The following is a 12,687-nucleotide window of genomic DNA, read 5'->3' as shown; positions in this document are numbered from 1 at the left end:
CCTCCTGCGGCATTAAAACAAACAATAGCGTTGTGCCAACGGCAGCTCCGTGGCCGGCTCACAAGAGAGCAACTCGCCATCAGCCCGCACTTCATAAGTTTGCGGATCCACCTGCACATCGGGCATCCAATTGTTATGAATCATGTCGGCTTTGGAGATGTTCCGTGTGTTGCGGCACGGTACCAACGTTCGGGACAAGCCCAGCGCATCGCCAACCTGATTGGTCAGTGCAGCTTCACTGACAAAGGTGACCGAGGTTTTTGAGACGGCTTTTCCCATGGCGCCAAACATTTCACGATAATGCACAGGCTGCGGCGTAGGGATGGAGGCGTTCGGATCACCCATGGGCGCGGCAGCGATCATGCCGCCTTTCAAAATCAGCGAAGGTTTAATGCCAAAAAAAGCGGGTTTCCAGAGCACCAGATCAGCCAGTTTACCGGCTTCAATCGAACCGACTTCATGCGATACACCATGCGTAATGGCCGGGTTAATGGTGTATTTGGCGACATAGCGTTTGGCCCGAAAATTGTCGCTGCCCAACTCAAGGTCTTCTTTCAACAAACCCATTTGAACTTTCATCTTATGAGCCGTTTGCCAGGTTCGGGTGACGACTTCGCCGACCCGACCCATCGCTTGTGAGTCCGACGCAATCATGCTGAACGCACCGAGGTCGTGAAACAGATCTTCCGCGGCAATGGTTTCTTTGCGGATGCGCGAATCAGCAAACGCCACGTCTTCGGGTATATTGGCATCCAGATGGTGACACACCATCAGCATGTCCAGATGTTCATCAATGGTGTTTTGGGTATAAGGCCGTGTTGGGTTCGTCGACGATGGCAACACATTCGGCTGCGCACAGGCACGGATGATGTCCGGTGCATGACCACCGCCGGCGCCTTCAGTGTGATAGGTATGGATGACTCGGTCTTTAAAGGCACCGATGGTGTCATCGACAAATCCCGATTCATTCAGGGTATCGGTGTGAATGGCCACCTGCACATCGTATTGTTCGGCCACACTCAGGCAGGTATCAATCGCGGCAGGCGTGGTGCCCCAATCTTCATGGAGTTTCAGGCCACAAGCCCCAGCTTCCAGTTGTTCGGCAAGCGCTTCCGGTTGACTGCCATTCCCCTTGCCGAGAAAACCAAAGTTCATCGGCAGGTCATCGGTGGCCTGCAGCATTTTACCGATGTACCAAGGGCCTGGCGTACAGGTTGTTGCGTTGGTACCGGTTGCGGGTCCGGTGCCGCCGCCGATCATCGTCGTCACGCCGGACATCAATGCTTCTTCAACCTGTTGCGGACAGATAAAGTGGATGTGTGCATCAATACCGCCCGCCGTCAGAATCGAACCTTCGCCGGCAATCACTTCGGTACCCGGGCCGATGATCAGATCAACATTGTCCTGCACATCGGGGTTACCGGCTTTACCGATACCAACAATACGGCCGGCTTTGACACCGACATCGCCTTTAACAATGCCCCAGTGATCGAGAATCAACGCATTGGTGATCACCAGGTCAACGGTCTCTTGACTGGCACGTTGCGACTGCCCCATGCCATCCCGAATCACTTTACCACCGCCGAACTTCACTTCATCGCCGTAGGTCGTATAGTCCTGCTCCACCTGAATGAACAATTCCGTGTCACCCAGCCGAACCCGATCTCCGACAGTAGGGCCGAACATCTGTGCATAGCTTTGCCGATCTATGGTTTTGCTCATTGGTTGTCACCTTCCAACGCACCCATGACGTCACCGCGAAACCCATACACATGTCGATCGCCGGCGTAGGCGACCAGTTCGACGGTTCGTGCCTGCCCTGGCTCAAAACGAACGGCCGTGCCAGAGGCAATGTTCAAACGGAAACCGCGTGTTTGTTCGCGTGCAAAACTCAACGCTGGGTTGGTCTCATAAAAGTGATAATGAGAACCGACCTGTACCGGTCGGTCTCCTGTGTTTTCAACGCGAACGGTTACAGTCTCTCGTCCACTGTTGATTTCAATATCGCCGTCAGCGACCTGCACCTCTCCCGGTATCATAGGGACCCCTCTTCGGTTCCGATGACTGACAAGGGTTTATAAAATTGTCAGCCGTTTTGTTCTGTCTTCAGTTTGGTGGCAATTGATTAGCCAAACCGTGTAGGTTCAGCAAATCGGTTCATGCACGGTGACCAGTTTGGTCCCGTCCGGAAAGGTGGCTTCCACCTGAACTTCATGGATCAGTTCAGGAACACCCTCCATCACCTGATCGGCATTCAACAGCGTCTTTCCAAACGCCATCAACTCCGCCACGGTTTTCCCATCTCGTGCACCTTCAATGATTTCCATGGTGATGTAGGCCATAGCTTCGGGGTAATTCAATGTCAGGCCCCGATTCAGGCGTCGCTCTGCCAGTAACGCAGCGGTAAACACCAGTAACTTATCTTTCTCTCTTGGCAGCAATTCCATACGATGCGCTCTCCAATGCGGTTAAGAATTCACGTATTCCAAATGCGGGGTACACAAGCCTCTCGACCGAGCAACGCCGGTCGCAGCAGAGCCCAGCATTGTTCAAAAAGCTGTCGGGCTCGTTCGCTGCAGTCGTTCAACAAACGAATCACAACGAACCCGGCAATGAGGGTCACGCCCACGGCAAAACCGGCGGCTTTAGTACGCTCCTGCAATGCTTCCAATGTCGCTTCGGGTATCTCGGTAAACGGCCCGGCCACCATCACGCCCTGAATCGGCAAAGCGCGCAGCCCGATCTCAGCGTCGAGTAACGCCCGGTTAGAATCATTCAGAACCAATCGCTCTTGCAGCACCAAACGACCGTCCCGGACAATCTGCAGGTTCTGGTTTAAACGGCCCTGTTCAAAGGTCTGATGCATGGCGGGTAAGCCGAGGCTGAGCACATCCCAGTAAATCACTTTCGCGGAACCGGTCAGATCGATTCGGTTTGACATCTCAACCTGTGCATCGGGAAACACAATGGCTTCCATCGGCAACCATTCGAGGCTGGCATCATTGGCAACGGTCATCTCATTGATTTGTCGCTGCCGTGCCTGCTGCTCACGCGCGCGATACATTCGCCCGGCCCCCGGCGTGGTGATCAGTACCTGTGCCTTTTCTCTAACGTTAACCGAAACACTTAACGTATCGCCGGACACCAAGCCGCCGGGCGGATGCAACAGATACGCATGCGGGCAGGACAGTCCCTCTGGGTAAAAAGGCTTCTGAATGTACAGCGGTCCCCGATGTGCTTTTTCAACCAGACGAGTTCCGCGTGCGGTGGGTGCAAAGGTCAACGATAAAAAAGCTTGCCATTGCCCCTGCTTGACACTGTCAAGATGCTCAGTCGTGGTGCCGGGTAAGTGCTCAACGTGACCCATGACTAAACCGCCAGGTACTGACGAATCAGTTCATCATTGAGGTTATCCATCTTATCCGCGGCAACAATCCGTCCCTTTTCCATGAGCCGAAACTCTTTACCGACGCGTCGTGCAAAACCGAGTTTCTGTTCAATGAGGATAACCGTCAGGCCGTCTTCTTCGTTCAGTTTAAGAATGACATCTCCGATTTGACGGACAATGTTGGGTTGAATGCCTTCATTGGGTTCATCAAGAATGAGTACCTTAGGGTTAATCACCAATGCCCGCCCAATGGCCAGTTGCTGTTGCTGACCACCGGATAAGTCGCCACCGCGTCGATGCAGCATATCGGCCAGCACCGGGAACAGTTCAAAGATGCGCTCCGGTATTTTTTTGGACTTATCGCCGCGAGCCGGCAGCCCGAGCTTCAGGTTTTCTTCAACCGTCAACAACGGAAAAATATCGCGGCCTTGCGGTACGTACCCGATACCCGCTGGTGCTCGATATTCGGCCGTGCGTTTATGCAGAGCCTCACCGTTAAACTGAATCTCACCGCTGGAGATTGGTAACAAACCCATGAGCGTTTTCAATAAGGTGGTTTTACCGACACCGTTGCGACCCATAATGCAGGTACAGGAACCGGCGTCGATGTCGAGATTCAGATCCCAAAGAATCTGTGTGCCGCCGTAATGTTGATTCAAGTCGTTCAGATGGATCATGCCGCTTCTCCTTCCGGGTCTTCCCCGAGGTACACTTCGATCACATCCGGGTTAGCCTGAATTTCATCCATCGTGCCTTCAGCGAGCACTGACCCCTGATGCAGAACGGTCACAGTGCGGGCAATAGAACGCACAAACGCCATGTCGTGCTCCACCACCACGACGGTGTGTTTGCCCGCCAACGACGTCAGCAGCTCTGCCGTCCGTTCGGTTTCTTCAGCGGTCATGCCGGCGACCGGTTCGTCGACCAGCAACAATCGTGAATCAGACGCCAGCAACATGCCGATTTCCAACCATTGTTTCTGCCCGTGCGACAGCGAACCGGCCATCTGATCCTGCTGTTCACTCAAGCCAATGGTGTCCAGTACTTCCTGTATGCGTGCCTTCTGCTGGGTGCTGAGTCGCGCAAACAAAGTCGGTAAAACGGCTTTGTTGGTTTTCAACGACAGTTCCAGGTTGGTAAACACCGTATGCTCTTCAAACACAGTCGGTTTCTGAAACTTACGACCGATCCCAAGGTGCGCAATGGCCGCTTCGTCCTGTTCCAACAGGTTATGCGTCTGCCCAAACCAGACCGACCCTGAATCGGGTTCGGTTTTACCGGTGATGATGTCCATCAGCGTGGTCTTACCGGCACCATTGGCACCGATCAAACAACGCAGTTCACCATCGTTGATGTACAGGTTCAGGTTATTGATGGCTTTAAAGCCATCGAAACTGACGTTCAGGTCTTCGACATACAACAGGATATCTTTCGACACATCCACACTGGCCTGAGCCGGTTGCAGAAACGACCAGACCTGATCACGGCGGAACGTTTCTCGTATCTGAGTCATCGCGCTCATGACTGCCCCTCCACAGATTGGTTTTGATGTTGGCCCGATTGACGCCGCGCTCGCCATTGCCCGGCCATGCCGATTAACCCTTTCGGTAAAAATAAGGTGACCAGAACAAAGAGCGCGCCTAAAGCAAAGAGCCAGGCGTCCGGGAAAATGGCCGTCAACCGCGTTTTGGCATAATTGACCAACAACGCGCCGAGCACGGCACCCACCAAGGTTCCGCGTCCACCGATGGCGACCCAGATGACTACTTCAATGGAGTTCAGCGGTGCAAATTCGCCCGGGTTAATGATGCCGATCTGCGGCACATAGAGCGCGCCGGCTAACGCTGCAACCACGGCCGAATAGACAAACAGCCAGACTTTATAGCGTTCGGTGCGGTAGCCTAAAAAGCGCGACCGGCTTTCGGTGTCGCGCAGTGCAATAATCACCTTTCCAAAACGCGAGGTCATGATGGCGTGCGACGCCAGTAACGTCAGCGACAGACAGAATGCGGTGATCGCAAACAGGGCAACTCGTGTGGTATCGCTTTGCAGATCGAAACCGAGTATGTCTTTAAAGTCGGTCAGGCCGTTGTTGCCGCCAAAGCCCATCTCGTTACGGAAGAATGCCAACATCAACGCATAGGTCAGAGCCTGCGTCATAATTGAAAGATAGACACCGGTCACCCGTGAACGAAACGCCAGCCAACCGAACACAAAAGCCAGTAACCCCGGCACCAACAACGCCATTAACAGGGCAAAACCAAAATGATCAAAACCGAACCAATACCAGGGCAACTGTTCCCAGTTCAGGAACACCATAAAGTCCGGCAGTATTGGGTTACCATAAACACCCCGATCGCCGATCTGGCGCATCAGATACATGCCCATGCCATAGCCACCGAGCGCAAAGAAGGCCGCGTGTCCCAGACTGAGAATACCGCAGTAGCCCCATACCACATCGACGGCCAACGCCAACATGGCATAACAGAGGTACTTACCCAGTAACGTGATGGTGTAGGTAGACACATGGAATACCGAGCCTTCGGTAAACAGCAGGTTACCGACACTGGCGAACAAGGTGACCAACAACAGCAATCCAACAAAAGGGGCCACAACGGCGCCCGGCTCACCGGAACGTTTAAACCATGAAGACGGTGACAGCCTCATTCCGCCGCCCTCCCTTTTTGAGGAAACAACCCTTTCGGACGTTTCTGAATGAACAGGATAATGAAAACCAACACCAGAATGCTGGCGAGGACGGCACCGGTCACCGGTTCAAAAACCTTGTTGGCAATACCCAGAGTAAAGGCCGCCACCAATGTACCAAACAGATTACCGACGCCACCGAACACCACGACCATGAACGAGTCAATGATGTAGCTCTGCCCAAGGTTCGGACCGACATTGGTCAACTGGCTGAGCGCAACCCCGGCGATACCAGCGATGCCCGAGCCAAGCCCGAACGTCAGTGCATCAACACGGGCCGTTCGAATACCCATCGCTTTGGCCATCTGCCGATTCTGCGACACGGCCCGCACATGCAGACCCAGATTGGTTTTACTGAGCACCAGCACCAACGCGGCAAACACCAGCAGCGCGAACACAAAAATGTAAAAACGATTCAGCGTGACAAAGAGCACCGGATTGATTTCGAACTGACCACTCATCCAGCTCGGTGTGTCTACCTGTCGATTCAACGGAGAGAAAATCGTTCGTACCAGCTGTTGCAGAATCAAGCTGATACCAAAGGTGGCCAGAAGCGTTTCCAATGGCCGACCATGAAGAAACTGAATCACGCCGCGTTCGATTAACACACCGAAGGCACCGGACACCAAAAACGCGGCCGGAATCGCCACCCACAACGACGCATCAATATGGTTCGGCATGAGCAGCTGCACCACATAGGTGGTGTACGCCCCGAGCATGATCATTTCGCCGTGCGCCATGTTGATGACACCCATCACGCCAAACGTAATCGCCAGACCAATGGAGGCCAGCAGCAATACCGAGCCCAAGCTCAATCCGAAAAACAGCGTATCAACGTGACCGAAGAAGTTGACGCGCCCTTCGATCCGTTCAAGCGCCCGTTGCGCTTCGGCCGCAACCACCGGGGCATCGGTCTCATAACTGAGTTCAACCAACAGGTTTCGCACATCCGGTTCGAGGCTGTCGGACAACCGTTCGATCGATGCCACTCGTGCACCGGTATCGGCACTGTTTTCGGCGGTGTTCATCGCCAGCACCGTATCCATGGCTGAACGAACCTTGGTATTGGGCTCGTCAGCTCGCAGTGACAGCAACAGTTCGATGGAGTCGTCATCGTATCGTTCAAGCAGTGAGCGCACTGCGGCTAAACGTGCAGAGGCATCGTCTGCGGTCAGTTGGATCTGTGCGATCGCACCACGTAACCAGACACGCAGTCGGTTGTTCACGCGGATTTTGGTGGTGATGTCCCGATCAATGGGCAGAACCTCACCGGAGAGAAGATTTTTGATCACGTATTCACCGTCGATTCGTTCGACGCTGAGCAGTTCTAAGGTTTCATCGTGATAATACAGATCGCCTTCCACCATGGTCTGAAACAGCTGTAACAGCACCGGGTGTTCCGTTTCGGCGATTTTTTCCAGAACCGGTTGCGTTTGCGCGAGCTTAACGGTGGTCAGCTCCAGCGCCAGTGCCTGAAAACGCTCATCATCAGCACTGACAAACGACAGTCCCAGGCACAGGATGAGCAGGCAGTTTCGCAGGGCTCTGGACAAGGTTGTGATTGGAATCATGAGTTTGCCTTTCAGCAGGATAACTGGATTAGGTATCGAAGGTGGCCGCAACCATGGGCAGGAGGTCCATGATTGCGGCCCTTGGTCAGGCCTTACTTAATAGTTCTGACCTGAACAAGTACCGGTTTCGGTGTTGTAGTTGCCGCACTTAACCGGATCCGTCCAGTCGGCAATCAGCGGCTTAGATTCCGGCAGGAAGTCAGACCAGGCATCGCCGGCCACTTCGCCATCGGTTTCCCAGACCACTTCAAACTGACCGTCGTCCTGAATCTCACCAATCAGCACAGGTTTGGTCAGGTGGTGGTTGGCACCCATGGTGGCGGTGCCGCCAGTCAGGTTCGGCGTCGACATGCCAATGATGGTTTGCTCGACGGTATCAACATCGGTAGTGCCGGCCGCTTCAACCGCTTTCGCCCACAGGTTGAATCCAATGTAGGTCGCTTCCATCGGATCGTTAGTTACGCGGTCTTCACCGGCAAAGGCTTTCCATTGCGCGATAAAGTCTTCGTTAGCGGAGGATTCAACCGACTGAAAATAGTTCCATGCGGCCAGGTGACCCACCAATGGCTCGGTATCAAAACCGGACAGTTCTTCTTCGCCGACTGAGAAGGCGACGACCGGAATGTCTTCTGCCGAAATGCCCTGATTACCCAGCTCTTTGTAGAACGGAACGTTGGCGTCACCGTTGATGGTAGAAACCACGGCCGTCTTCTTGCCTTCGGAACCGAATTTTTTAATGTCGGCAATAATTGACTGCCAATCGGAATGACCAAACGGTGTGTAGTTGATCATGATGTCATCCGACGCGACACCTTTGTCCATCAGGTATGCTTCGAGAATCTTATTGGTGGTACGCGGATACACATAGTCGGTACCGGCCAGCACCCAACGCTCTACTTCCAGATCGTTCATCAGGTAATCGACAGCCGGTATCGCCTGCTGGTTTGGCGCGGCGCCGGTATAGAATACGTTTTTCGATGACTCTTCACCTTCGTACTGAACCGGATAGAACAGCAGACCGTTCAGTTCTTCGATGACCGGAAGTACTGATTTACGAGACACAGATGTCCAGCAGCCAAAGATGACATCGACCTCTTCCTGCGTCAGCAGTTCACGGGTCTTTTCGGCAAACAGGGGCCAGTTCGACGCCGGGTCAACGACCACCGGTTCCAACTGCTTACCCAGCAAGCCACCCTTCTTATTCTGCTCTTCAATCATCATAAGAACGGTGTCTTTCAATGTCGTTTCAGAGATGGCCATGGTGCCGGAAAGCGAATGCAGCACACCCACCTTAATGGTATCTGCCGCCCAGGCAGACATGGCAACACTGGCGGATACCGCCAGCGCTGCGCCTTTTACAATCGTTTTAAGTTTCATGTGGTTTCCTCGTAGCGGTGCAGTGAATAACCAGTTCTCATCTGGTTCACCTGCAGTGTTAAGGAAACCTGCCAGGACGCCTATGGGCTGAATGACGCAACCGACTACGTCATCTGACGTATGGACAAACGCTCCGCCGCTCAAGATGCGCGCATTCGGTGATTGACTCAGTTCACTGATCTGTTTCATTCAACAGATCGTAAGGCCTTACTTGATTCAACCGAGCCCTCCGCGGACGTCTCGGAGTCGACTCACCTTCAGATACTGCAAGGACTATACATGATTGCCTCTTATGACCTCAGTCTGGTACTGGCGTCCTATCTCGTCGCTGTAATTGCCTCATTTTCAGCCATCTATTTCAGTACCCGCGTACGCAGCCTCAAGTCCGGCAGTAAACCATTCTGGTTTGCCGCAGGCGTTATCTGCCTGGGAGGCGGAATCTGGTCGATGCATTTTGTTGGTATGAGCGCTTACAACACGGGGTTCAATATGACCTTTGACCTCACCTGGACTCTGCTGTCGCTCGTGGTGGTCCTTGTTGCGTCTGGTCTGGGGTTATGGGTGATCACTCTGGCGACCATCAGTAAGCTGCAACTGGCCGGCAGCGCTGTGATCATTGGCGCGGGTATCTTTAGCATGCACTACAGCGGTATGTATGCCATGCAGATGAGCCCATCGATTCAGTACGATCTGGCCCTAGTCGCGCTGTCCGGGCTCATTGCCATTGGTGCTTCCGGTGCTGCGTTGATCATCTGCCGCAACATTGAGCGGGTGCCAAGACAATACAGTCTGGTGACGCGTCTCGGTGCCGCATTGATTATGGGTATCGCGATCTGCGGCATGCATTACACCGGCATGGCTGCAGTCACTTTCATGCCAGATGCCATGGCCTCCGCCGACAATACACTTCGCGGTAACTGGATGGGCATACCCACCGCGGTGGCCGCGTCGATCTTTTTGTTATCGCTGGTTTACATTGCTTATGAAGACTATCGGGAAATGGAACGCGTCAAACGCGAAAAAGCCGAAGCAGACGCGGCGGTGATGCGAGCCGCGTTTTCGGACGCAAGCTCAGGGTTACCAAACCGGACATCGCTGGAAAACCACCTTGATCAGCTGATCACCGATAACCAGAAAAAGGCTGACCCTTTCGATTTGATTTATGTTGAGCTGAGCGATTACCGACAGATCATCGCCAGCCACGGCGACGATGTTGCGCAAAGCTACGTCTCTCAGTTTGCCAAAGCCATACAGAAAGCAACGCCAGGTGGTGCTTATGTTGCTCGTTATAACACCAATGGTTTTGTCGTCGTCATGCCAGATGCGGGGTTGGCGACATTAAAACAATCGGCAAGAGCTCTGACGGAAGCCCTGTCTAAAACACAGCTTGAGGATGTGCAGGATCTGCCATTACGGTTCGGGCTCGGTTACAGTCAGTACCCTCAGTCCGGAACGGTGACACGAATGCTGATTCGACAGGCGCAGGTGATTAAACTGCGCTATCAACCAGAAACATCGCGTTCTGCCAGCGCTGATGCACTGGGCTAGACATGAATCGAATAAACCGCCGGTCAAGGCTGGCGGTTGTATTTTCGTATTGTTACTTGTGAACCGAATGCACGAAAGATTCCTGCAGCAATTCAAGATGAGGATCGTGTAACAGCCGATGGGCGATGGCCTCCCGCTGATCGGAGGCCACGTGGTACAGAAACCAGCGGCTGGACGGTTTCTTTTCCAATATAAAGACTTCCTCAAGTGAGTTATGTGATCGACAGGGTCTTACCTGCTCACATTCAATGAAGACCACATCGCTTTGGGCAGCCAAGGCTGCGCCCTCGGCCGTCAGCTTGCCATCTCCGGAATAGAAAACAGACCGGTTCTCGTCGAGTGTTAAATGAAGCGAGCGATTGTCCACCGAATGCTTAGTCGCCGCCGTTTCGTAATCGTAGCCAGCCAGTTCACCGAAGGGCTCTATATCGCGCCACTCGATGTTGAATGTATGTTCACGTTCGGGCCAACAGCCAAAATTCACCAGGGTTTGCAGTAGCGGTTTCTGCTCGGCAATACAATGAATCAGCAGCGGTTGTTGACGTCGGTTCGATGACATCCAATTGGTCAATGTCGTCAAACCAAGGCAATGATCCGGATGTGCATGCGTGAAATACACCTCATTGATTTCTTCTGGGCCGATCAAAGCCAACAGACGTTTAGTAACCCACGGTCCGCAATCAATCAACACCGACTGATTCGCTTTCCGTAACAACAAACTGGCATTGTGACGATCGGTGTCGTAAGCATTCCCTGCCCCTAAGACCACAGCAACCAACTCGTCTGACAGTGAAATAGTCGTAAAGTCATCAATCTGTTTCACGATGGTACCCTTACCTAAAACGACGCACCTTACCCGAACAATATGAAATTCTTACGTCAGATTTTTCCGCTACCTTTGCTCAAGCAACCATCGGGTCGATAACTGCAGACATGTCATTAATAATCCGATTGGCAACAAAAGACCTGTATTTTCTGATGGTACTTGCGTTACTCCACGACCATTTTTTCGTATATTGGCGAGCTAACGGCCGCAAATGGATTCCTGCTCATGCTCATGCTCATAAAGCCCAAACCACTTTTCCCCGGTGCACGTGTTGCTGCGGTAACCTTATCCTGGGGCGGCCCGGCGGCCTTTCCGCATCGTTATCAAGCTGGCAAGCAACAGTTTCAGGACGCCTTTGATGTCGAAGTGGTCGAGATGCCGCACACCCTGGCCGATGACGGCTGGCTGGCCCGCAACCCCAAAGCCCGGGCCGAGGATTTAATGGCCGCGTTTGCCGACGATCGCATCGACGGCATCATCTCCACCATTGGCGGTGACGATTCGATGCGCCTGATTCCGCATGTCGATTTAACGGTCATCCGCAACAACCCAAAGGTGTTCTGCGGCTACTCCGATACCACCGTCAGTCATCTGCTGTGTCATAAAGCCGGACTGGTCTCTTTTTATGGCCCGGCGTTTATGTCGGGCTTTGCGGAAAACGGCGGCATTCCGCCCTATCTTGAAAACAGTTTTCGTCAGCAGGTTTTCGCTGAAAATAACCTCATTGAATTAACGCCGAACACAGAGGGGTGGACCGTTGAGCATCTCGGCTGGGATGACCCCGCCAGACAGTCTCAACGACGGCAACTGACGCCCTGCACGGGTTGGCAATACCTTCAGGGCAAAGGCATTCATCGCGGGCATCTGTTAGGTGGTTGTCTCGAGGTGCTGGAAATGCTTCGCGGCACGCCCGCCTGGCCCACACCAGAACAGTGGCAAGGCGCCGTGCTGTTTCTGGAGACCTCGGAAGAGGGCGCGCCGCCAACAGCACTTATTCGTTCATTACGCAGCTTTGCCGCCGAAGGGGTGCTAAAAGGTCTTGCGGGGGTTTTATTCGGTCGTCCTGGTGGCCAGCTTAACCCCGCTGATTTTCGCAAATACGATGAAGCCTTAATACAGGTCATCCGTGATGAGGAAGGCTTGACTGAACTGCCCATCGTGACGCACATGGACTTCGGACACACGGACCCGATGATGACGTTTGCCATAGGCGCAGCCATTCGTATCAACTGCGACAGCCAAACTCTCCATCAGGCGTTTTAACCCGGTTC

The 12,687-nt window shown here is 53.5% G+C and carries 12 protein-coding genes; 2 read left to right on the top strand and 10 right to left on the bottom strand.

Annotation, left to right across the window (positions count from 1 at the left end; all coding sequences use genetic code 11):
- Positions 1 to 12: 12 nt before the first annotated feature.
- The 9 genes from ureC to urtA form a co-directional block, all read right to left on the bottom strand.
- Positions 13 to 1,722, bottom strand: coding sequence for an urease subunit alpha (ureC, locus tag MED297_RS15680; protein ID WP_008046603.1), 1,710 nt, complete (start codon positions 1,720 to 1,722; stop codon positions 13 to 15).
- Entirely contained in the window at positions 1,719 to 2,039 is a 321-nt protein-coding gene (locus MED297_RS15675) for an urease subunit beta (RefSeq protein ID WP_008046602.1), read from the bottom strand. The genes ureC and MED297_RS15675 overlap by 4 nt, the downstream gene beginning before the upstream one ends.
- 105 nt (positions 2,040 to 2,144) lie before the next feature.
- Entirely contained in the window at positions 2,145 to 2,447 is a 303-nt protein-coding gene (locus MED297_RS15670) for an urease subunit gamma (RefSeq protein WP_008046601.1), read from the bottom strand.
- Between the two features lie 29 nt (positions 2,448 to 2,476).
- Positions 2,477 to 3,367 carry an urease accessory protein UreD gene (locus tag MED297_RS15665; RefSeq protein WP_008046600.1) on the bottom strand — a complete coding sequence of 297 codons (891 nt, stop codon included), beginning with the start codon at positions 3,365 to 3,367 and terminating at the stop codon, positions 2,477 to 2,479.
- Positions 3,368 to 3,369: 2 nt separating this feature from the next.
- Positions 3,370 to 4,065, bottom strand: a complete 696-nt coding sequence (gene urtE, locus MED297_RS15660) for an urea ABC transporter ATP-binding subunit UrtE (RefSeq protein WP_008046599.1) — start codon at positions 4,063 to 4,065, stop codon at positions 3,370 to 3,372.
- The gene (gene urtD / locus MED297_RS15655) at positions 4,062 to 4,901 is read right to left on the bottom strand and encodes an urea ABC transporter ATP-binding protein UrtD (protein WP_040557528.1); all 840 of its coding nucleotides are present in this window, start codon (positions 4,899 to 4,901) and stop codon (positions 4,062 to 4,064) included. The genes urtE and urtD overlap by 4 nt, the downstream gene beginning before the upstream one ends.
- A 5-nt stretch (positions 4,902 to 4,906) precedes the next feature.
- Positions 4,907 to 6,055 carry an urea ABC transporter permease subunit UrtC gene (gene urtC, locus MED297_RS15650; protein WP_008046597.1) on the bottom strand — a complete coding sequence of 383 codons (1,149 nt, stop codon included), beginning with the start codon at positions 6,053 to 6,055 and terminating at the stop codon, positions 4,907 to 4,909.
- Positions 6,052 to 7,665, bottom strand: a complete 1,614-nt coding sequence (urtB, locus tag MED297_RS15645) for an urea ABC transporter permease subunit UrtB (RefSeq protein WP_008046596.1) — start codon at positions 7,663 to 7,665, stop codon at positions 6,052 to 6,054. The genes urtC and urtB overlap by 4 nt, the downstream gene beginning before the upstream one ends.
- 96 nt (positions 7,666 to 7,761) lie before the next feature.
- Complete coding sequence (gene urtA / locus MED297_RS15640) at positions 7,762 to 8,985, bottom strand: urea ABC transporter substrate-binding protein (RefSeq protein WP_419760891.1); 1,224 nt, start codon at positions 8,983 to 8,985, stop codon at positions 7,762 to 7,764.
- Positions 8,986 to 9,321: 336 nt separating this feature from the next.
- Between urtA and MED297_RS15635 the strand changes: the two genes are divergently transcribed.
- Positions 9,322 to 10,590, top strand: a complete 1,269-nt coding sequence (locus tag MED297_RS15635; RefSeq protein ID WP_008046594.1) for an MHYT domain-containing protein — start codon at positions 9,322 to 9,324, stop codon at positions 10,588 to 10,590.
- A gap of 52 nt (positions 10,591 to 10,642) precedes the next feature.
- On the opposite strand, the gene MED297_RS15630 is transcribed toward MED297_RS15635, so the two are convergent.
- Positions 10,643 to 11,413 carry an MBL fold metallo-hydrolase gene (locus MED297_RS15630; RefSeq protein ID WP_008046593.1) on the bottom strand — a complete coding sequence of 257 codons (771 nt, stop codon included), beginning with the start codon at positions 11,411 to 11,413 and terminating at the stop codon, positions 10,643 to 10,645.
- A 228-nt stretch (positions 11,414 to 11,641) separates the two neighbouring features.
- Between MED297_RS15630 and MED297_RS15625 the strand changes: the two genes are divergently transcribed.
- Complete coding sequence (locus MED297_RS15625) at positions 11,642 to 12,679, top strand: S66 family peptidase (RefSeq protein ID WP_008046592.1); 1,038 nt, start codon at positions 11,642 to 11,644, stop codon at positions 12,677 to 12,679.
- Positions 12,680 to 12,687: the final 8 nt, after the last annotated feature.

The organism is Reinekea blandensis MED297, from assembly GCF_000153185.1.
In the GTDB taxonomy this organism is placed as follows: domain Bacteria; phylum Pseudomonadota; class Gammaproteobacteria; order Pseudomonadales; family Natronospirillaceae; genus Reinekea; species Reinekea blandensis.
The sequence above is the reverse complement of the archived record's forward strand: the minus strand, read 5'-3'. Positions and strand labels throughout refer to the sequence as shown.